The organism is Holdemania filiformis DSM 12042 (assembly GCF_000157995.1).
GTDB classification, from domain to species: Bacteria; Bacillota_I; Bacilli_A; order Erysipelotrichales; family Erysipelotrichaceae; genus Holdemania; species Holdemania filiformis.
On the sequence record NZ_GG657556.1, the window covers coordinates 157,029 to 175,789 of the forward strand.

The following is an 18,761-nucleotide window of genomic DNA, read 5'->3' on the forward strand; positions in this document are numbered from 1 at the left end:
CCTTCTTTGTTTTCGGATAAAAGATAGATTAGTCTTCGTCCGAGCTCATGCTGGCCATGAACGCTTTGACGTCTACGATGCCTTCGCGTCCCTGGGCGATCAGGCTGTCAACCGCTTCGCCTTCCGACAGGATCGCTGTCAGAACCATCGGGAAGTTCATGCCGGCGATGAAATGGAATTTCGGATTCGTCGCGAATTCAACAAACGTTGTGTTGCATGGGGAACCGCCGAACAGATCCGCAAAGACCAGAACTTCATCATACTTGTCCAGCTCCGGCTTCAGCGCGTTCAGCTTTTCCTTGAACTGCTCTGGGCCGTCTGTTGGCAGCAGGCAGCAGGAATACAGATTTGTAACTTCGCCCGCGATCATTTTCAGAGAACCTTTGAAAGCTTCTGCATACTGACCATGGCTAATTAATAAAATACCTCTCATGAATGATTTCCTCCTTAAGTTACAGTTTTATTCTATCATAAACTGCATTAATTTAATAGAATTTTAAATATAGAAAAGGGTCGAGTATGTTAAAATAACAGTAAGGGAGAGCACACCATGAAATTTAAATTCAAAGAACAAACCAAAGAGAATATCCTGAGCCTGACTTGTTCGGGTATTTTACTTTTATGCTTTTATTTTCTGATCACGAATTTTCCGCAGCTTAAGCTGTTCCTGGGCAACATCATCGGGATTCTGCTTCCGTTTATCCTGGGCTTTTCACTGGCCTTTTTGTTAGCGCCGGTCACGGCCCGGGTCGAAAAGAAGTGGCTGGCGAAGTCAAAAATGAAGCCGTCAGCGAAACGCAAGGTGGGCGTAGCCGCGGCGATTGTCTTCCTGTTCGTCGTTTTAATCAGCTTTATGGCGATTTTAATTCCGCAGCTCTTGGAAAGCGTCATGACGCTGTCAACGCAGCTCAGTGATTATCTGGGGAAAGCCAATACGTTATTAAATGAAATAACCGAAGGCCTGGGCTTTAAGACCGGCTGGCTGGAAATGGTATTCAGTTCCAGTGAAGCGCTGCTGGAATCCATGCTGGGGATGGCGAAAGATTATGTGCCGAAGATCCTGAATTATTCGTGGAGTTTTGTCCGGCAGACGTTCAATTTCTTCATTGCCGTGATCATCGCCGTTTACATCCTGCTGGAAAAAGAACGGTTTACAGAACAGTTTAAAAAACTCGCTTACGCGCTGCTGCCGAAACCTAAGGTGGAAGCGCTGATTCAGCTGAGCCGGCTGACCTCGCGGATGTTTAACAGCTTCATCATTGGCAAAATGATCGATTCGCTGATCATCGGCGTGATCTGCTTCATCGGGATGCTGATCATGCGGCTGCCGTTTGCGGTGCTGATCAGTTTCATCGTCGGGTTGACGAATATGATTCCAGTTTTCGGCCCGTTTATCGGCGCGGTGCCGGGCATCTTTATCCTGTTTATCGTCGATCCGATTTATTCGCTGATCTTCGCGGTTTTCGTTTTACTGCTGCAGCAGTTTGACGGCAACATCCTCGGCCCGATGATCCTGGGTGATCAGCTGGGCTTGCCAAGCTTATGGGTTATGTTCTCGATCATTGTCGGGGGCGGAATGTTCGGCATCCTGGGGATGTTTCTGGGCGTGCCGGTGTTTGCGGTTCTCTATGTTGTCGTCCGCGGATTTGTCAGCGGACGGCTGAAAGAAAAGAATATCCGGTCTGACGATATGTTATAAACGGGCGATCTGCTCGTTTTTTTATGTTATGTTCAAATCGCTGGCCGATCGAGCTGTCTTATCGAGGAAAAGGATCGGACTTTTGGGTTTGCATAAAGAGGATGCGGCATAAAGAAAAGGGATCCGGTGCGGATCCCTGGGGATTAGTTGCTGTGAAACAACATTTGCTCATAGGTTGGCAATGTGTAATGCTTTTTATCAAAGATCGTTTCATGCTCGTCAATCGCACTGCGCAGCTGCTGCATCAGCGGAGCCGCCTCATAATAGAAACGGATGCCGCGCTCATGATAATCAGCGACGCTGTCAATTTCTTTCAGCTTGCCTTCCAGCCGATCGGCGCTTTTGTCCATCCGATCCATCAGTTCATTTAAGTGCGACAGCTGTTTCTGGAAGTAGGAAGATGGCTGATCCAGGGCTTGCATCGTCGTTGCCAACGGCTGGATTTCCCGGGCTACTAACGGAAGAATTTCCGTGCGTGTCATGTCGATCAGAACCTTGGCTTCGATTTCCGAAACTTTGACATACTGTTCGTTCATAATTTCGCTGCGGGCGATCAGTTCTTTTTCCGTATAGACGTGATTCCGGGTGAACAGCTCGATCGTTTTCGGCGAGGTCAGGGCGCTGACGGATTCGATAAACGACGGAATATTCGGCAGTCCCCGGCGCTTGGCTTCCGCGACCCATTCTTGAGAATAACCGTCGCCGGAGAACAGAATCCGCTCATGATCCTTTAATATCTGCGTACAGATTTCCAACGCGCGGGCCCGGATATCCTGCTTGTATTTCAAATCGGAGAGCTGCTCGGCGATTTCATTGAGCACGTCCGCGGTGATCGTGTTGAGCACGACGTTGGCAAAGGAAGCCGACAGGGATGAACCAAGCATCCGAAACTCGAATTTATTGCCGGTAAAAGCCAGCGGCGAAGTCCGGTTGCGGTCGGTATTATCCTTGGGAATATAGGAAAGACCGCTGATCGGTGTAAACGGACTGTCCTGTTGATCCTCGACGGTCTGAACGGCGCCTTTTAAGGAGTTTAGAACTTTTTCGATGTAACTGCCCAGGTAGATCGAAATGATTGCCGGCGGGGCTTCATTTGCGCCCAGACGGTGATCGTTGCCAGCGCCGGAGGAGGACATCCGAAGCAGCTCAGCGTGTTGGTCGACAGCTTGGATAAACGCGCAGACAAACACCAGAAAACGGATGTTTTCGGCCGGTTTGTCGCCCGGTTCAAATAAATTCTGATGATCATCGGTAACTAACGACCAGTTGTTATGCTTGCCTGAACCGTTAATGCCCGCAAAAGGTTTTTCATGAAGCAGGCAGGCAAAGCCGTGCTTATCCGCAGTCTTGCGCAGCACGTCCATGATCAGCTGGTTCTGATCGACAGCGATGTTGACGCTGTTGAAAATCGGGGCGATTTCAAATTGGCACGGCGCAGCCTCATTGTGTTCGGTTTTGGCGTAAATCCCTAATTTCCACAATTCTTGATTGACTTCTTTCATGAACGCCGCGACGCGGGAAGGAATGCTTCCGAAGTAATGATCTTCCAGCTCCTGCCCTTTAGCCGGCATCGCGCCGAACAATGTCCGTCCGGTCAGAACCAGATCCTGGCGCTGCTCAAAATAACGCTTATCCACCAGAAAGTATTCTTGTTCCAGACCGACCATCGGAATGACGCGTTTTACATCTTTATCCCCGAAGATGTTGACAATCCGAGTCGCCGCGGCGCTGATCGCTTCAATGGATTTCAGAAGCGGCGCTTTTTTATCGAGCGACTCGCCGTTGTAGGAAACGAAGATGGTCGGAATGCACAGCACGTTGTCACGAATGAAGGCTGGCGAGGTGCAGTCCCAATAGGTATAGCCGCGGGCTTCAAAAGTTGCGCGCAGGCCGCCGCTGGGAAAACTGGAGGCGTCGGGTTCGCCCTTGATCAGCGATTTGCCGGAAAACCGCACTAACGGCTGACCATTTTCATCCGGTTCGATAAAGGAATCATGCTTTTCCGCGGTGGAACCGGTCATCGGCTGGAACCAATGCGTGAAGTGCGTCGCACCGTTTTCCTGTGCCCAGCGCTTCATCGCGTGCGCGATGGCATCGGCTGTGTTGCGGTCGAGTGAATCCTCTTTGGCGACGGTTTCTTTCCAGCGCTTATAGATCGGATAGGGAAGCCGCTCCTGCATCAGTGTTTCATCAAACAATAAGCAGCCAAATTCGTCAAACGGATCTGTGATTTTCATAACTCATCCTCCTGAAAACATGGTTTAATTTTATTCCAAATTCGATTGGAGTCAATAAAAATGTTAAAAAAATCAGGAAAATGAAGAAAAAAACTGAAGAAAGTCGATAAGAATCGAAAAATATGAAGAAAAATGAAGAAAAAAACGCGGGTGTTCGTAAAAAATGCGAATTTTAGAACGATGCTTTGATTGATCGTACCGAGCGCGGGCATACTGTACTTTAGAAAAAGGATAAGGAGGAAGCTTATGCTGAAAAAATGTGAGGTCTGCGGCTTGATTCTGGATTCAGAGCTGATTCAGGACCGCTGCCCGAAATGTCAGGCGGACGCTTCGCGCTTCCGCACGCTGAGCCGTGAGGAAACGGAGAAGGTTACCCGCAGCCATCTGACCAACAGCTTGCTTACAGAATTAGCGGCCGCTGCCGAACACCAGGTGCGTTTAGCGGAAAAAGGCATTGCCGATCAGCTGGATCCCGGCTGTATTCAGACGTTTGAGCTGGCGTTAAGACAAGCGGTGCTGCTGCGGCAGATGATTCGTGCGGAAATTGCAATCCATACCGGAAAGGAGAAATGGTAACATGGAATTAAAAGGATCAAAAACGGAACAGAATTTATGGACGGCGTTTGCCGGAGAAAGTCAGGCGCGGGTAAAATACGCGTATTACGCCGATCAGGCGCGCAAGGATGGCTACGGTCAGATCGCGGGGATTTTTGAGGAAACCTCGGCGAATGAAAACGCGCATGCCAAACTTTGGTATAAATTTTTACATGGCGGTAAGGTTCAGGATACGCAGGTCAATTTGAAAGACGCGGCTAACGGTGAAAACTACGAATGGACAGAAATGTACAAAGAATTTGCCGAAACCGCGAAACAGGAAGGCTTTACCGAAATTGCCCGGCTGATGAGCGAGGTTGCGAAGATCGAAAAAGGACATGAGGAACGCTATCTTGCGTTATTGGCCAATGTAGAAAACAAAACAGTCTTCGAAAAAGCCGAACAGATTGTCTGGAAATGCCGCAACTGCGGATATACCGTGACGGCTCAGCAGGCGCCGAAAGTATGCCCGGTTTGCTTCCATCCGCAAGCCTACTTTGAACAGGAAATCAAGAACTATTAAATCGCTTTGCCTCTGAAAAAGATTTTCCAGCGGGAATCAGAGCGCAGGCACGAAAAAAGTGAACTTGAAATCGGAATCCTCCGGTAACAGGTTCACTCTTTTAAATTCGGCTGGGATCTGGTTCCGGCTTTGATTTTTTCCAGCGTTTCCTGACGTACCGCTTCACGCAGCCGCAGTAAATAGGAGGAACAGGCAGCCTCTTTTTGCCCATAGGTTAAATTCAGCTCATATTCCAGTGACAGCCAGGTCGACAGATCCGCTTCATTATGTTGAAGCAACGCTTCGATCCGGTCTAACGCCTTGACGATCCGCGCTTCCAGCGTTTCTTGTTTTTCCATTTCGTCAAACAAAGAACGCAGCGGATACCGGATTGATTCCGGCAGCGAAATCAGCCAGGTTTCCAAACGGAGCTGTTCCTGATCCCGGTCCGTGTCGGTTTTGACGAACGCCGGGATATCGCCGGTAAAGATTTCCCCCAGATCATGCGTCAGACTCAGCAAAAGCAGGCGCTCGCCGTTTGCCTGGGGAAACTCATCGCGGACAAAATACGTCATCAGCGCCAGCCGCCAGCTGTGTTCGGCTACGCTTTCATGCCGGCCGGCTGAAGTCCAGGAATGGCGCGTCGTGTTTTTTAGCTGCTCAATCGTGTGAAGCAGCGGCAGAAGTTCAGAAATCTCCATTCATATCCCCCGTTTCCTTACGTTCATTATTGAAATTCCACCGGGAATTGTCAAGGTGGAAGAGCGGTTTTTTCATTCGCATACGGTAGGAAAGGACGCACCAAATCGGAATCTTTCTCTATACTGATAGGGGAGGAGGCTGGGCTATGATCGAGTTAAAAACATTGGAAATCGAAACGTTCCGGTTTATCGACATCACGTTATTTCTGCCGCGCTGGACCTGCCGGATGATCGTCAGTACGAAAGCGGCGTTAGTTGATGAAAGCTGGGATCTGGGCGTCCTGGAAACGAAGCAGATTGCGGCGTTTCAGGTGCTGAAACCGGGAAAAGACGGCTTGTTAAACGGAAAAATTACGGCGATGACGTCAACCGCCGCCCGCTTGGGAATATATATAGGAATGAGCGGGAAGGAAGCGCTGCTGAAGGTGATGCATGAAAAAACGGAAACGGGATAGGAACCGGCGCTGGCTGGTACTCCTTGTCATTATTGCAGTGCTGGGATGGCTGGGCAACCGGACGCTCAGTCAGATCAACGCGCTGCTGAAGCCGCACGTTGAAAAAGTCGCGGCCAGCGAGGTCCGCAACGCCGCTTCGGCGGTGATCAAGCGGGCGGTCGATTCCCTGCAGCTGGAAACCGGAGATCTGATTCGGATTGAACGGGATGCGCAGGGCAATATTACCGATATCATTTATGATACGCAACAGATGAACGAGCTGATGAGCCGCTCGCTGGACGCCGCCCAGGAGTCGCTGAATGCGGCGGCGGAAGGGGAAACGGATCCGCATACCCACCTTGTTTATTATGACAAAGGGATCATTTATTCCCTGCCGGTCGGGATGCTGACCGGGTCGGTGCTGTTAGCGAATCTCGGGCCTTCCATCGACATCCGAATGCGCGCTGTCAACAGCCTGGTCGGTCAGATTGACGCAGTGTCCACGGCGTATGGCATCAACAGTACACTGTTGGAAATTGACTTGAAAATCAGCGTGGAGATGTTGGTAATCAGTCCGTTTCTGCTCGATCCCCAACAGATCGAAGTCAAGATTCCGCTGGTCATGCAGATTGTGCAGGGTCAAATTCCGCAGCTGATGGTCGGCCAGCTTGCCTGATTCGTTAAACGTCAGGGATACGTTAAAAGGGAGAAGCCAATAAAAAAACCGCGGCTGCGGTTTTTTGCCTGTTTTCTGCAATTAGAAGAACAGCGGTTCGGAAGGCGCCATGCGGACTTCCGTAACGCCGGGAACTTCATCAAGAAGAATGGCTTCGATCCCATCCTTCAGCGTCGCGTCTAACGACAGACATTCGGAACAGGCGCCCAGCATTTTGACGGTGACAATGCCGTCTTCCAGGCTGACGAATTCCACGTCGCCGCCGTCGCGCTGAATATACGGGCGGATTTTTTCAATTACGTTTTTAACTTGGGTTTCCATGGTTTCCATAATTTATCACCTTATCTTATAAAATACATCAGCCCGGCGATGATTAAGCCGAGGATAATCCCGCCGAAGACTTCAATCCATTTGTGGCCCAGCACTTCCTTGACCTTAGTCAGATAAATCGGATCGTCTAAGCGGGTCTGCGTCAGAATCTGAATATCTTTGATCAGCTGCTGCGTGATGCGGATGTTCTGTCCGGCGTAGTAACGGACGTTGGCCGCATCGTAAGCGACGATCAGCGAAAACATCAGCGTGACCGCGAATAACGTCGAAGAGAAGTTATCCGTGATTCCGACGGCCAGTGTCAGCGCCGCCACCGTCGAGGTATGCGAGCTGGGGAAACCGCCGCTTTCCAGAGCGAGATGCCAATCCCAATCCCGGGTTCGTATGTAGCGGATAACGGGCTTAAGCAGCTGCGCTGTTAAATTGGCTACGATCGCAGCCCAGAACGGATACATCTGTTGAAGCATGGTGCTCACCTCGAGAATTAGTATATCACAAAAACCCAAGGAGGTGATATAATAAAAAAAGATTGGAGGCGTCTATGCAGTATCAAATCGGACAAATAGTGGAAGGAACGATCACCGGGATTCAGCCTTACGGCGCATTTGTCAGTCTGGATGAGGAAACGTCAGGACTGATTCACATTTCGGAAATCTCGGAAGGATTCGTTAAGGACGTCAATCATTTCGTCCATGTCCATGACCGCGTGAAGGTTAAAATTATTGATTTTGACAAGGCTACGCATCAGGCACGGCTGTCCTTAAAAGCGCTGCATCCGACGGCATTCCGCAAGGAACGCGGACGGGGGAAGGCCAGTCGTCTGCCAGTCATGAAAATTGGATTCCGGTCGCTGGCTGAAAACCTGGACCGCTGGATCGAGGAAGCAAATAAAGGAGAAACGGTATGATCAAATTTGACACTTCGCATGCGCATCTGCAGGAAAACATTTTCGATTATCAACAAGCGGTAACACTGGCGCACACACAGCTGCATGAAAAGAGCGGCGCGGGCAACGATTTTGTCGGCTGGGTTGAATGGCCGAACAGCTATGACCATGAAGAATTTGAAAGAATCAAGGCGGCAGCCAAACGGCTGGAAGGTCAGTGCGACGTGCTGCTGGTCTGCGGCATCGGCGGTTCCTATTTAGGCGCGCGGGCGGCGATCGAAATGATGCGCGGCCTGTATTGTCAGACAAAACCGGAAGTCATCTTTATCGGCAATACGTTCTCCAGCACGTATTTCAAGCAGGTGGAAGCGTATATTCAGGATAAGGAAATCGTGCTCAACGTCATTTCCAAATCCGGGACGACGACGGAAACGGCGATGGCGTTCAGAATGCTGAAACAGTTGATGGAAAAGAAATATTCCAAGGAAGAATGTCAGAAGCGAATTTTGGCGACGACCGACAAGGCGCGCGGCACTCTGAAAGAACTGGCGGATAAGGAAGGCTACGAAACGTTTGTCATTCCTGACGATATCGGTGGCCGGTATTCTGTTCTGACGGCGGTCGGCTTACTGCCGATGGCGCTGGCGGGGATTGATATCGACGCGGTCATGAAGGGCTTTGCCCAGGCGTATGAAGACTTGAAGAATCCGGATCTGCACGTCAATCCGGCGTATCAGTACGCTGTTGCCCGCCGGATTTTGGAAAACCAGGGCAAAGATGCGGAAATGTTAGTGACTTATGAACCGCAGATGGCGATGATCGCCGAGTGGTGGAAACAGCTGTTCGGCGAATCGGAAGGCAAGGAAGGCAAGGGCATCCTGCCATGCAGCGCGACGTTCTCAACCGACCTGCATTCGTTAGGCCAGTTTATCCAGGAAGGCAAGAAAATGCTTTATGAAACGCTGCTGCTAGTGGAAATTCCGACGCTGGACGGTACCTTCCCAAGCGACGGGGAAAATCTTGATAACATGAACTATCTGGCCGGCAAGAGCCTGGACTGGGTCAACAAGATGGCTTGCCAGGGAACGCTGGAAGCGCATGAAGTCACCGGCAATGTGCCGAATCTGATTATCACGATGCCGGACATGAAGGAAGAAACCTTTGGTTATATGTGCTACTTCTTCTTTAAGGCCTGCGCCGTCAGTGTTTATCTTCTGAACGTCAATCCGTTCAATCAGCCGGGTGTTGAGGTGTATAAGAAAAACATGTTCCGCCTGCTGGGTAAAAACTAGACGAGGTAAGGGCGTCCTTAATTTTCAAGGGTGTTTGGAACAGGGCTTCTGTTTAGAAAAATAAAAAAAGTGAATCTCGGTTCACTTTTTTTGTATTCAGAAAAAGCGTCGGCACGCACCGACATCCGAATTGAGCAGGGATAGGCCCTTTTTATGCAACGATTGTTGTTTTGTTAGCGATCAGTTTAAAAGTTCAGGATCATGCCCCTTTGAAACACGTTATTCCGCAAAATAATCATACTTTAAAATCAGGTTGGCGATTTCGTGAATCCGCAGCCAATGTTCGTTTTCTTCCATTGCCTGTTCGAGCGGGACGTTCAGCTCGCTGAATTCCCGAGTTTGTTTGTCATAGCGGTAATTGTCAGTCAGGATCTGATGGTCGTCGTCGGCGTATCCCGGATAGCGGGGATCCAGGAGATCGTGCCCCATGATCCATTCCGGAGCCACGTCGATCGCAAACAGATTGAACAACGTCGGCAGGACATCGATATCGGTGCCGGGTTTCTCAATCGTCTGACCTTCGATGGAAGGCGACCAGAGGAAGAACGGCACATCTTCCAGCGAGCTGTGGCTTGCCAGCTGCTCCGAGGTTTCCTCGATGACCGCTTGGGAAAAGCCTTTAGCCCGGTGATCGCCGGCGATGGCGATGACGAGCTGATCCAGCGTGCCTTTCTGTTGGAAATGATCGATCACAGAAGCGACAGCCAGATCCAGACTCATACTCTTGGCGAGATAAACCTTGACTTGTTCGTCCAGCTGCGGATAGCGCTGGTTCACCTTCGCGTAGCTGGCAGCGTATTCCCGGGCAGTTGCTTCATTATGATCTGTCAAATCAGATTGTTCATAGCCCTGATGGCCGCTGTAAGTGATATTGTAAAGGAAGAACGGCTGCGAATCGTCGATCATCCACTCAATAATCTCCATGCATACCGCGTCGGAGGTTCCGTATTCCGGCCCCAAAACGCCCAGATCCCAGAAATCTTCATAACCGATCTGGGCATAGAATTGATCACGGTTGTAGAACTCTTTCGTTCCGTTATGCGCGGCGACGGCGGAATAACCCTGACCGGCAAAACCTTTTGCCAGGGATACCGGATAGGTGTTGCGCGCATACTGCTGCATCGCGATCACGCCTTCATTGTTGGGCATCAGACTGAGGTTCAGCATGAAGTCGGCGTCGCTGGTTGAGCCTTGCAACAGCGGCGCGGTGTAATTCGTAAAATCATAGCCTTCCTGCTGGAGTCGAAACAGCGTCGGCGTCAACACCGGATCGATGACCGCCTGGGTCAGCGACTCCGCTTCAAAGAAAATCAGATTTTTGCCTTTGAACAAGCCCGTCTGCGCGTTGGGCTGGGCCGGAGCGGAATGGAGATAAGCCGCAATTTCTTCCTGTGCCTGACGCTTTTGCGAACGGAAGCGCAGCGGCTCGAGTTGGTTGAGCTTCAGATCCCGCAGGAAGAATGCTTCCGGGCCGAACAGCTCAACAAATTGGCGGGGGGAGCTGACATGATCATATAAATATTGATCGGAATAGGTGTAGTAGAATTGATCAGCTTCCGCGCCGCGGAGCTTGCCGTAAAAAATGAAGCTGCAGACCAGACACAAGCTCAGGCAGACCAAAACGCCGCGGACAGGCTTGTTCCGCCGGGCTGTGTTTTGCTTTGGCCGCAGCTGCGTTAAAAGCAGAAAGATCACGATCAGCGCGATCAGAAACCGCCAGTCCTGAGGCAGTACGGCGCTGAACCCGGCGCCCAGGTTTTGCGTAGCTTCGCTGCGCAGGCCGACAGCGGTCGATAAAAAGATATACTGGCCGAATAAGCGGTAGTATAAGCTCTGGCCGGCAATGTAGAGAAAATACAACAAGGCGCAGAGGCCCCCGGCAAGCTTGTCCCAGGGCGCCCGCAATCCCCAGATCAAACTGTTGACCAGCGCCGCCAGCGCGCCCAGCATCCAGTCGCCATAACCGGCTGGTGAAAAATAAGAATAATGAATGCTGATGAGAAGCAGGGTGATTCCCGCGCTGAGAATCAGCTTGTAGGCCAGCGGGGAAACCGTTGGCTTCGGTTTCTTCATTTTCATGGTGTTCCCTCTTTCCTTCATTCAGAATTTCCAGAGCTTTAGTTTACACAAAAAGAGCCGGGAAAAAAACAGACAAAGCTTCGGGAATGACTAAAATTCCAGCGCGGAAGAAAATAAAAAATCCGGCTTCCTCAGGAAGACCGGATCCTATCGTAAGGATAAAAACGTTTATTGCGCGAGATAATCTTTCATCGAATCCGTCATGACCACGGCATATTCACCCGACATGACGCTGTCGGCGCCGGCGGGAACCTGATCGGGATCCATGACCCACATGACTTCGATCGGTTGATCGGGATAGGTCTGGCGGAACCGCTCGATCAAAGCCAGGCCGTCTTCGTAGCTCATCGTGAACAGCGCTGTTGACAGCGCGTCGGCGTAGCCGGAATTTTCCGTGACAATTGTGACCTGATGGTAATAGGTCGCCGGAAACAGAGTCTGCGGGTCGATGATGTGATGATAGAGCTTGCCGTCCTCAGCGCCGTAGAACCGTTCGTAATCGCCGCTGGAAACAAACGCCGCGGATCCCGGCAGCGCAACGACCGCCAGCGAGCCGTTGCCGGACGGATTGCGGATGCCGACGCGCCACTGCTGACCGCCGGGTTTATCGTTGATCGTGCAGATGTTGCCGCCGGCGTCGACGGTACCGTGAACCAGACCGGCTTCGGTTAGGTGCTGCTGAACCTTGCCGGCCGCAAAGCCCTTGGCGATTCCCCCGACATCCAGGGAAGCACAGCTCTGGTTCAGATAGACCGTCCCGGCGTTCTCGTCAATTTCGACCTTATCCCAGCCGGTGCAGGCTTTCGCGTCCGTCAATTCCTCAAGCGGCGGCACTTTGCCCAGCTGGCCTTCGTTGTTTAACGCGATGCCTTCCTCACGGTAAGTGTGCCAGATTTTGAGCACGGCGCCCATCGTGACGTCGAATTCGCCGTCCGATAAATCATAAAATTCCTTCGCGGTGCTCAGCAGCTCGATGATTTCCGGATCGACGCTGACCGGCGCGATGCCGGCGTTGTCGTTGATCGTTTTGATGTTGTTTAATCCTGCGTAATCGTTATAGACGTCGAATAACGCGTTGTAGTGCAGAAACAGCTGTTTCATTTCAGCGAAATACTGATTGAACCTGTCTTCCGTTTCCGTATATCCGGTTAAGGTCATCACCGTATCGAATCCGGCATCCAGCGCCATGTTGGAATAGCGCGTCAGTTCCGGCTCCTTCGGCTTATTTTGACAGCCGCCCAGCAGGAAGCCGGCCAGCGCCAGCGATATCCATTTTTTATTCATTTGAATCACCCGTGAAGATTCTAGCATAAATCGCCCGGTGATACTACCCAAAGGAAACATTTTCAAAAACGATCTGCGGTGAAAAAACTTGAATTTTACCTAAATAGATGTGGAAAAAACATTTAAAATTAAATGTGATAATGCTATAATAGCTCCGAAGCGAAAGGCGGATAATGAAAAAATCGATACACCGTCGATTTTTTGTGTTTGCCAGAGGCTTTCGGTATTAGAGGAAAGGAAGAGGTGGACGGAATGTCACTATTAACGGGACCGATGCGCAAGCATCTGGACGGTCACAAAGAGCTTACAAGTCATACCGAGCTTGTCAAGGTTGAAGCGGGCAGCCTTGTATACATTCCTTTAATTAACGGTAATTCAACGGCAGTTGAAGTGTTGGTTAAGGAAGGTGACAGAGTAAAAGTCGGAACGATGATCGCCAAGCGGAATGATCATTTTACAGTTCCTTACTTTTCATCTGTATCCGGCACAGTCAAAGGCATCCAGAAAATGATGCATGCTGGCTTGCGCCCGGTCGATCATCTTGTCATTGAAAACGATGGCAAAAACGAAACAGAACAGCCATTCGGAACATTGAACTATCAAACGGCAACGCAGGAGGAACTGGTTTCCTTCATGATGAATGCCGGCATCGTCGGCTGCGGCGGCGCGGGTTTTCCAAGCTATGTCAAGTACAGAGGCTGCAAGGGCATCGATCTGTTGATCATCAATGCGGTCGAATGCGAACCGTACATTACGGCGGATTACAAGAATACCAGCCTGAACATGCAGGATCTGGTCACCGGCGTGGCGGCGATGCTGAAAATGTCGGGCGCCAAGGAAGCGGCGATCGCGATCAAGACGACGAAGAAGGACTTTATCCCGACGGTTGTCGAAGCGTTCAAGGATTACAGCAACATCAACGTCAAGGAAGTTCCGGACGTTTATCCGATGGGCTGGGAACGCACACTGGTCTATGAAATCACCAAGAAACGTTATGAAAAGCTGCCGGGCGAAGTCGGCGTTATCGTCAACAACGCGACGACGGCGATTGCTTTCGGCCAGGCCTTAAGCAAGGGAATGCCGATCACGCATAAATACGTGACGGTCAGCGGCGACGGCATCAATACGCCAGCCAACGTCCTGGTGCCGGTCGGCGTCAAGGCGGCGGACGTGATCGCGGCCTGCGGCGGTTACAGCGGGGAAGACGTGCTGTTGATCGCGGGCGGTCCGATGATGGGCAAAACGATCACAACCGATCAGTTTGTCATCACGCCTTACAGCAACGCGTTAACCGTACTGAAGAACAAACCGGTCAATCAGGTGGCCTGTCTGCGCTGCGGACGCTGCTCGGATCACTGCCCGGCGGGATTGCAGCCGGTCCGGATCAACCAGGCGGAAAAGTCCAAGAACGTTGCGATGCTGGAAAAGCTGAGCATCATGGACTGCATCGAATGCGGCATGTGCAGCTTTGTGTGCCCGTCGAAAATCGACGTCACTGAAGGCGTCCGGAGAGCGAAGCGCTACATGGCTCTGCGCGCTAAGAAATAAGGAGGGGAGTTTGTATGAAATTTAATTTTAAACCGTCCCCGAACTATCGTGATGGTCAGAGCACCGGCCGGATCATGGGCGAGCTGACCTTGGGGCTGTTGGCGGTATTTGCATTTTCACTGTATTATTATTTCACTAATTTTTCAGCGTCTTACGGCTTGCGGGCGATTCTGTTGATGATCACGGCGATTGTCAGCGCCTGTGGCACGGAGATCCTGTGGTGTGTCTTTACGAAGAAGGACATCCTGAACAGCTTAAAGAATTCTTATCCGTGGGTGACGGCGATCATCCTGACGATGATGTGCCCGCTGTCGATTGAATACTATGCCTTAGCGGTCGCGACAGTGATCGCGATCTTCTTCGGCAAGCTGGTTTTCGGCGGCTTCGGACAGAATATCTTCAACCCGGCGGCTGTGGGCCGTGCGACGATCTTTGCGTCCTTTGCGGGCGCGGCGGCGGCCGATATTGTGACCGGCGCAACGCCGACGTCTTCGATGGCGGCGCAGAACTGGATTATCAATTCCGCAGAAGGCATGAGCAGCTTCCTGAAACCGTTTGGCGGTTTAGGAAATATGTTTGTCGGCCTGTATCCGGGCGCTATCGGTGAAACAAGCGCACTGGTGATCCTGGTTGTCGGCGTGATCCTGGCGATCCGCAAGGTCATTGACTGGCGCGTTCCGGCAACGTATCTGATCACGTTGTTTGTCCTGGCAGCCGGCGTCGGCCTGATGCACGGTGCGCCGATCAGCTATGCTCTGTTCCATCTGTTAACCGGCGGCGCTATGTTCGGCGCGGTCTTCATGATGACCGATCCGGTCACCAACCCGACCAGCGCTGCGGGCCGGATTATGTTTGCGGTCGGCTGCGCGGTGATCACAATCGTTCTGCGGCTGCGTTCCAATCTGCCGGAAGGCGTTATGTACTCGATCCTGATCATGAATATGCTGACACCGCTGATCGAAAGTCTGACTGACGGCCAGCAGATCAAAATGAAATCCAAGAACATCCGCAACCTGGCGATCCTGTTCGTTGCCGGCTTGGCGATCACGCTGTTAGTCGGCAGCACGATCAAACCGGTTGCCGCAGGTTCAGCGGAAGCGGGCGCGACCAACGGGACGGAAACAACGTACAACGTCACGCAGCATGGATTCCAGGGGGACAATCAGTTTGAGGTTGTCATTGATACAGCCAAGGGCGAGGTTGTCAGCGTCAAGATGACGGAGTTCAACGATACCCCGGGTATCGGCGATGGCGTCAACGACGATTACCTGAGCCAGTTTGTCGGCGCGAAGAGCGAAGACGACGTCAACGCGGTGGATAATGTTTCCGGCGCGAGCTATACCAGCAAATCGGCGAAAGATGCCATTATCCAGGCATTGAACGCCGGTAATTAAGGAGGGTCAGAAATGAAAAAAACTTTGTATCTGGCCTGTTTCTTAGCCATTGTCAGCGCATTGGCCGGCGGTCTGCTGGCGGCGGTCAACGAAGTCACCGCGGCGAAAATCAATGCCAATGCTTTGGCTGAAGTGATGGGCAGCCTGGAAAAAGTATTCCCGGGCACAACCTATGCGGAAATAACGGATTACACGGATGACTCCGGGTTAGTCACCGGTGTTTATCAGGCGGAAGGCCAGGGCTATATGTTCCAGGTCGAAACATCCGGCTTTAAAGACACGATTAAATTTGTACTGGGCATCGACAACGATTCCAAGATCGTCGGCTACGATGTGATTGCGATTGCGGAAACTTCCGGTATCGGCAGCCGCGTCGCGGAAGACGATTTCAGAAATACCGTCATTGGCAAGACTACCGGCGATAAGGTCGACACGCTGTCCGGCGCGACGATTTCCTCCACGGCGGTTGTCAAAGGCTTAGACGCCGCTAAGGCTGTCTATGCTTCGTTAACCGGCAACGCGGCGCCGGCGCCAAGCACGCCGACCACGCCGGAAGCATCCAAGGAACCGGAAACACCGGCCTCCACAGCGACAGTTCTGGATCAGAAGGCTGACGGCAGCCAGGTTACGGTTACCGTTGAAGCCAAGGGCTTCCAGGGCAATAACACCTATACCGTAGTTATTGATTCCGAAAAGCAGGAAATCGTCAGCGTTGCGATGACGACGTTCAACGACACGCCGGGCGTCGGCGATGCCGTCAACGACGAATACCTGGCTGGTTTTGCCGGACTGAACAGCGAAGACGCGTTGAATGGCGTTGACGTGAAGTCGGGCGCAACCTATACGAGTAATTCGGCCATCGACGCGGTCAAAGCCGCCTGGAACGCAGTCTTTGCGGAAGCAGGTCAGGATGCGGCGGATCAGCCGGTCGCTGGCGATGACAGCAATGAAACCGCAGTTTTGAAGTCGGAAGACGGCGCGTTAAAGACTTATACCGCGACGACGAAAGGCTTCCAGGGCGATAACGAATATGAAATCGTTATCGATACCGACAAGCAGGAAGTCGTCAGCGTTAAAATGACAAGCTTTAACGATACAACCGGAATTGGCGACGCGGTCAATGACGAATATCTGGCGGGATTTGCCGGTTTGAAGTCTGACGATGAAATTGCCAAGGTCGACGTCAAGTCAGGCGCCACCTTCACGAGCAATTCCGCGATTGAAGCGGTCCGCGCAGCGTTCGCGGCCAGCCAGAAATGAGGTGGATGAACAATGAATCGTAAAGAGAATTTTACAGCGGGCTTCATCCGCGAAAATCCAGTATTCGGGCTGTATCTGGGATGCTGCTCCACGCTGGCCATCACCACATCGCTCAACAATGCCATCGGCATGGGCGTTTCCGTTATTATCGTCTTGATTTTATCCAACGTGATTATTTCGATGATGCGCAAGATCATTCCGGATGAGATCCGGATTCCGGTCTACATCGTCGTTATTGCGGCGTTGGTTAAGAGTATTGAACTGTTGATCAAAGCGTATGCGTCTTCGATTGACGCAGCATTAGGACTGTTCCTGCCGCTGATCGTTGTTAACTGCATTATCTTAGGCCGGGCGGAAGCCTTTGCGAGCAAGAACGGCGTGCTGGATTCCGCATTGGACGGCTTAGGCATGGGCTTAGGCTATACCTGCGCGTTGGTTGTTATGTCTTTGATCCGTCAGGTTATCGCAACGGGTCTGATCAATTTTACCAACCCGTTTACGAACCAGTTGATTTTTGAAGTTCGTCTGATTCCGGAAAGCTTCACGATTTCGATGTTCGGTTCGCCGACCGGCGCATTCCTGACCTTTGCGGTCTTAGCGGCGGCATTGACAGCGTATAAAAACGCACAGGCGGCGAAGGCTGCGAAAAAGGAGGCTAAATAACAATGGCTAACTTATTTACTTTGTTTATTTCGGCAGTATTGATCAACAACGTCATTCTGTCGCAGTTTCTGGGTGTCTGCCCATTCTTAGGCGTTTCTAAGAATAAAAGTTCAGCGATCGGCATGGGCGCGGCGGTTACATTTGTTATCTTCGGCGCTTCGATCCTGACCTATGGTCTGTATAAGCTGGTTTTGGAACCGAATTCCCTGGAATATATGGATCTGTTGTCATTCATTCTGATCATCGCTTCTTTTGTTCAGTTTGTTGAAATGTTCATCAAGAAGTTCTCTCCGGCTTTATATAAGTCGTTGGGGATCTATCTGCCGCTGATCACAACGAACTGCGCCGTTCTGGGCGTTGCGCTGGATAACATCAAGCAGGGCTTTACCTTCCCTGAAATGCTGGTGTATTCCCTGGGTATCCCAATCGGCTTCACGTTAGTTCTCTACATCTTCTCCACGATCCGGGAACGTCTGGATGCGGCGGATACCCCGGTTTCTTTCAAGGGCAATCCGATCGCTCTGATCGTCGCGGCGCTGATGGCGCTGGCGTTCAGCGGTTTTGCCGGACTGGTTTAATCCATGGTCATCGCAATCTTGGTCTTATTGGGACTGGGAGCTTTGTTCGGCTTGTTCTACTATCTGAATAGTAAAACACCGGTACCTGAGGGATGCGAGGATCTGACGGCGGAGTGTGAGGGCTGCAAGATTACTTCCTGCGCTCATAACCCCGTACTGAAACAATCAAAAGGAGAGAATAAAGAATGATTACAGCAATTATCATGATGTTTGTGGTCGGCGCCGTTCTCGGTTTGATTCTGGGGATTGCCTCCAACGTGTTCAAAGTAGAAGTCGACGAACGCGTTGAGAAAGTAACGGCAATGCTTCCAGGTTATAACTGCGGAAGCTGCGGTTTTGCCGGATGCTCCGGCATGGCGGAAGCCATGGTGGCTGGCGAGGTCGCTACAGCTTCGGCTTGTAAGCCAAGCAAACCGGATGCTCGGACAAAGATCGTTGAATATTTGACGACAACGCCGGGACCTGACGGCAACACGATTAACATTAAAGCCTAACAAAACAGCTGTCTGGTCGTTCCTATTGTGGAACGACGGGCAGCTGTTTTTTATTTCTATTAGGAAAGCGGATTGCGAAGGAATGAATAGGGTTATACGCCCAATGATAT

The 18,761-nt window shown here is 51.3% G+C and carries 21 protein-coding genes; 14 read left to right on the forward strand and 7 right to left on the reverse strand.

Features of this window, described 5'->3' with window-relative positions; all coding sequences use genetic code 11:
- Positions 1-28: 28 nt before the first annotated feature.
- A complete protein-coding gene (locus HOLDEFILI_RS06600; RefSeq protein WP_006058758.1) occupies positions 29-433 on the reverse strand; it encodes a PTS sugar transporter subunit IIA in 405 nt (134 codons plus the stop codon).
- Between the two features lie 117 nt (positions 434-550).
- On the opposite strand from HOLDEFILI_RS06600, the gene HOLDEFILI_RS06605 reads away from it, so the two are divergent.
- Positions 551-1,699 (forward strand): AI-2E family transporter, encoded by a 1,149-nt coding sequence (locus HOLDEFILI_RS06605; protein ID WP_006058759.1) that lies wholly within the window; start codon positions 551-553, stop codon positions 1,697-1,699.
- Positions 1,700-1,842: 143 nt separating this feature from the next.
- On the opposite strand, the gene HOLDEFILI_RS06610 is transcribed toward HOLDEFILI_RS06605, so the two are convergent.
- Positions 1,843-3,936, reverse strand: coding sequence for a glutamine synthetase III family protein (locus HOLDEFILI_RS06610; RefSeq protein ID WP_006058760.1), 2,094 nt, complete (start codon positions 3,934-3,936; stop codon positions 1,843-1,845).
- A gap of 246 nt (positions 3,937-4,182) precedes the next feature.
- Here HOLDEFILI_RS06610 and HOLDEFILI_RS06615 point away from each other — a divergent pair, with 246 nt between their 5' ends.
- Both HOLDEFILI_RS06615 and rbr read left to right on the forward strand, forming a co-directional pair.
- Positions 4,183-4,512, forward strand: coding sequence for a rubredoxin-like domain-containing protein (locus tag HOLDEFILI_RS06615; protein ID WP_006058762.1), 330 nt, complete (start codon positions 4,183-4,185; stop codon positions 4,510-4,512).
- A gap of 1 nt (position 4,513) precedes the next feature.
- A complete protein-coding gene (rbr, locus tag HOLDEFILI_RS06620) occupies positions 4,514-5,053 on the forward strand; it encodes a rubrerythrin (protein ID WP_006058763.1) in 540 nt (179 codons plus the stop codon).
- 92 nt (positions 5,054-5,145) lie between these two features.
- On the opposite strand, the gene HOLDEFILI_RS06625 is transcribed toward rbr, so the two are convergent.
- Positions 5,146-5,733: an HD domain-containing protein gene (locus HOLDEFILI_RS06625; RefSeq protein WP_006058764.1), complete on the reverse strand. Its 588-nt coding sequence runs from the start codon at positions 5,731-5,733 to the stop codon at positions 5,146-5,148.
- 146 nt (positions 5,734-5,879) lie between these two features.
- Here HOLDEFILI_RS06625 and HOLDEFILI_RS06630 point away from each other — a divergent pair, with 146 nt between their 5' ends.
- A complete protein-coding gene (locus HOLDEFILI_RS06630) occupies positions 5,880-6,188 on the forward strand; it encodes a DUF1805 domain-containing protein (RefSeq protein ID WP_006058765.1) in 309 nt (102 codons plus the stop codon).
- Entirely contained in the window at positions 6,166-6,843 is a 678-nt protein-coding gene (yunB, locus tag HOLDEFILI_RS06635) for a sporulation protein YunB (RefSeq protein ID WP_006058766.1), read from the forward strand. The genes HOLDEFILI_RS06630 and yunB overlap by 23 nt, the downstream gene beginning before the upstream one ends.
- An 81-nt stretch (positions 6,844-6,924) precedes the next feature.
- Here the strand turns inward: yunB and HOLDEFILI_RS06640 are convergent, their stop codons facing one another.
- Positions 6,925-7,173, reverse strand: coding sequence for a NifU family protein (locus HOLDEFILI_RS06640; protein ID WP_006058767.1), 249 nt, complete (start codon positions 7,171-7,173; stop codon positions 6,925-6,927).
- An 11-nt stretch (positions 7,174-7,184) separates the two neighbouring features.
- A complete protein-coding gene (locus HOLDEFILI_RS06645; RefSeq protein ID WP_006058768.1) occupies positions 7,185-7,640 on the reverse strand; it encodes a divergent PAP2 family protein in 456 nt (151 codons plus the stop codon).
- A gap of 74 nt (positions 7,641-7,714) precedes the next feature.
- On the opposite strand from HOLDEFILI_RS06645, the gene HOLDEFILI_RS06650 reads away from it, so the two are divergent.
- Together HOLDEFILI_RS06650 and HOLDEFILI_RS06655 are read left to right on the forward strand one after the other, a co-directional pair.
- Positions 7,715-8,080 carry a CvfD/Ygs/GSP13 family RNA-binding post-transcriptional regulator gene (locus HOLDEFILI_RS06650; RefSeq protein ID WP_006058769.1) on the forward strand — a complete coding sequence of 122 codons (366 nt, stop codon included), beginning with the start codon at positions 7,715-7,717 and terminating at the stop codon, positions 8,078-8,080.
- Positions 8,077-9,351: a glucose-6-phosphate isomerase gene (locus HOLDEFILI_RS06655; RefSeq protein WP_006058770.1), complete on the forward strand. Its 1,275-nt coding sequence runs from the start codon at positions 8,077-8,079 to the stop codon at positions 9,349-9,351. Before HOLDEFILI_RS06650 ends, HOLDEFILI_RS06655 begins: the two co-directional genes overlap by 4 nt.
- 219 nt (positions 9,352-9,570) lie before the next feature.
- Here HOLDEFILI_RS06655 and HOLDEFILI_RS06660 read toward each other — a convergent pair whose 3' ends face one another.
- Together HOLDEFILI_RS06660 and HOLDEFILI_RS06665 are read right to left on the reverse strand one after the other, a co-directional pair.
- On the reverse strand, positions 9,571-11,430 hold the full coding sequence (locus tag HOLDEFILI_RS06660) for an LTA synthase family protein (RefSeq protein ID WP_039864216.1): 1,860 nt from the start codon (positions 11,428-11,430) through the stop codon (positions 9,571-9,573).
- A gap of 168 nt (positions 11,431-11,598) precedes the next feature.
- On the reverse strand, positions 11,599-12,714 hold the full coding sequence (locus HOLDEFILI_RS06665) for an FAD:protein FMN transferase (RefSeq protein WP_039864218.1): 1,116 nt from the start codon (positions 12,712-12,714) through the stop codon (positions 11,599-11,601).
- 252 nt (positions 12,715-12,966) lie between these two features.
- On the opposite strand from HOLDEFILI_RS06665, the gene HOLDEFILI_RS06670 reads away from it, so the two are divergent.
- The 7 genes from HOLDEFILI_RS06670 to HOLDEFILI_RS06695 are packed head-to-tail and all read left to right on the forward strand — an operon-like array spanning position 12,967 to position 18,651.
- A complete protein-coding gene (locus HOLDEFILI_RS06670) occupies positions 12,967-14,262 on the forward strand; it encodes an RnfABCDGE type electron transport complex subunit C (RefSeq protein WP_039864219.1) in 1,296 nt (431 codons plus the stop codon).
- 14 nt (positions 14,263-14,276) lie between these two features.
- Positions 14,277-15,656 (forward strand): RnfABCDGE type electron transport complex subunit D, encoded by a 1,380-nt coding sequence (locus tag HOLDEFILI_RS06675; protein ID WP_006058774.1) that lies wholly within the window; start codon positions 14,277-14,279, stop codon positions 15,654-15,656.
- Positions 15,657-15,668: 12 nt separating this feature from the next.
- Positions 15,669-16,916 (forward strand): FMN-binding protein, encoded by a 1,248-nt coding sequence (locus HOLDEFILI_RS18270; RefSeq protein WP_006058775.1) that lies wholly within the window; start codon positions 15,669-15,671, stop codon positions 16,914-16,916.
- 12 nt (positions 16,917-16,928) lie between these two features.
- The gene (gene rsxE, locus HOLDEFILI_RS06685) at positions 16,929-17,579 is read left to right on the forward strand and encodes an electron transport complex subunit RsxE (protein WP_006058776.1); all 651 of its coding nucleotides are present in this window, start codon (positions 16,929-16,931) and stop codon (positions 17,577-17,579) included.
- Entirely contained in the window at positions 17,576-18,157 is a 582-nt protein-coding gene (locus HOLDEFILI_RS06690) for an electron transport complex protein RnfA (RefSeq protein WP_139248583.1), read from the forward strand. Before rsxE ends, HOLDEFILI_RS06690 begins: the two co-directional genes overlap by 4 nt.
- 3 nt (positions 18,158-18,160) lie before the next feature.
- Positions 18,161-18,346 carry a hypothetical protein gene (locus HOLDEFILI_RS18825; protein ID WP_006058778.1) on the forward strand — a complete coding sequence of 62 codons (186 nt, stop codon included), beginning with the start codon at positions 18,161-18,163 and terminating at the stop codon, positions 18,344-18,346.
- The gene (locus HOLDEFILI_RS06695; protein WP_006058779.1) at positions 18,343-18,651 is read left to right on the forward strand and encodes an RnfABCDGE type electron transport complex subunit B; all 309 of its coding nucleotides are present in this window, start codon (positions 18,343-18,345) and stop codon (positions 18,649-18,651) included. The genes HOLDEFILI_RS18825 and HOLDEFILI_RS06695 overlap by 4 nt, the downstream gene beginning before the upstream one ends.
- The last annotated feature ends 110 nt before the right edge of the window (positions 18,652-18,761 follow it).

Excerpts from the sequence above, each read along its gene's own strand:
- HOLDEFILI_RS06600 (WP_006058758.1), bottom strand. The coding sequence starts at position 433 with ATGAGAGGTATTTTATTAATTAGCCATGGTCAGTATGCAGAAGCTTTC.
- HOLDEFILI_RS06605 (WP_006058759.1), top strand. The coding sequence starts at position 551 with ATGAAATTTAAATTCAAAGAACAAACCAAAGAGAATATCCTGAGCCTG.
- HOLDEFILI_RS06610 (WP_006058760.1), bottom strand. The coding sequence starts at position 3,936 with ATGAAAATCACAGATCCGTTTGACGAATTTGGCTGCTTATTGTTTGAT.
- HOLDEFILI_RS06615 (WP_006058762.1), top strand. The coding sequence starts at position 4,183 with ATGCTGAAAAAATGTGAGGTCTGCGGCTTGATTCTGGATTCAGAGCTG.
- rbr (WP_006058763.1), top strand. The coding sequence starts at position 4,514 with ATGGAATTAAAAGGATCAAAAACGGAACAGAATTTATGGACGGCGTTT.
- HOLDEFILI_RS06625 (WP_006058764.1), bottom strand. The coding sequence starts at position 5,733 with ATGGAGATTTCTGAACTTCTGCCGCTGCTTCACACGATTGAGCAGCTA.
- HOLDEFILI_RS06630 (WP_006058765.1), top strand. The coding sequence starts at position 5,880 with ATGATCGAGTTAAAAACATTGGAAATCGAAACGTTCCGGTTTATCGAC.
- yunB (WP_006058766.1), top strand. The coding sequence starts at position 6,166 with ATGAAAAAACGGAAACGGGATAGGAACCGGCGCTGGCTGGTACTCCTT.
- HOLDEFILI_RS06640 (WP_006058767.1), bottom strand. The coding sequence starts at position 7,173 with ATGGAAACCATGGAAACCCAAGTTAAAAACGTAATTGAAAAAATCCGC.
- HOLDEFILI_RS06645 (WP_006058768.1), bottom strand. The coding sequence starts at position 7,640 with ATGCTTCAACAGATGTATCCGTTCTGGGCTGCGATCGTAGCCAATTTA.
- HOLDEFILI_RS06650 (WP_006058769.1), top strand. The coding sequence starts at position 7,715 with ATGCAGTATCAAATCGGACAAATAGTGGAAGGAACGATCACCGGGATT.
- HOLDEFILI_RS06655 (WP_006058770.1), top strand. The coding sequence starts at position 8,077 with ATGATCAAATTTGACACTTCGCATGCGCATCTGCAGGAAAACATTTTC.
- HOLDEFILI_RS06660 (WP_039864216.1), bottom strand. The coding sequence starts at position 11,430 with ATGAAAATGAAGAAACCGAAGCCAACGGTTTCCCCGCTGGCCTACAAG.
- HOLDEFILI_RS06665 (WP_039864218.1), bottom strand. The coding sequence starts at position 12,714 with ATGAATAAAAAATGGATATCGCTGGCGCTGGCCGGCTTCCTGCTGGGC.
- HOLDEFILI_RS06670 (WP_039864219.1), top strand. The coding sequence starts at position 12,967 with ATGTCACTATTAACGGGACCGATGCGCAAGCATCTGGACGGTCACAAA.
- HOLDEFILI_RS06675 (WP_006058774.1), top strand. The coding sequence starts at position 14,277 with ATGAAATTTAATTTTAAACCGTCCCCGAACTATCGTGATGGTCAGAGC.
- HOLDEFILI_RS18270 (WP_006058775.1), top strand. The coding sequence starts at position 15,669 with ATGAAAAAAACTTTGTATCTGGCCTGTTTCTTAGCCATTGTCAGCGCA.
- rsxE (WP_006058776.1), top strand. The coding sequence starts at position 16,929 with ATGAATCGTAAAGAGAATTTTACAGCGGGCTTCATCCGCGAAAATCCA.
- HOLDEFILI_RS18825 (WP_006058778.1), top strand. The coding sequence starts at position 18,161 with ATGGTCATCGCAATCTTGGTCTTATTGGGACTGGGAGCTTTGTTCGGC.
- HOLDEFILI_RS06695 (WP_006058779.1), top strand. The coding sequence starts at position 18,343 with ATGATTACAGCAATTATCATGATGTTTGTGGTCGGCGCCGTTCTCGGT.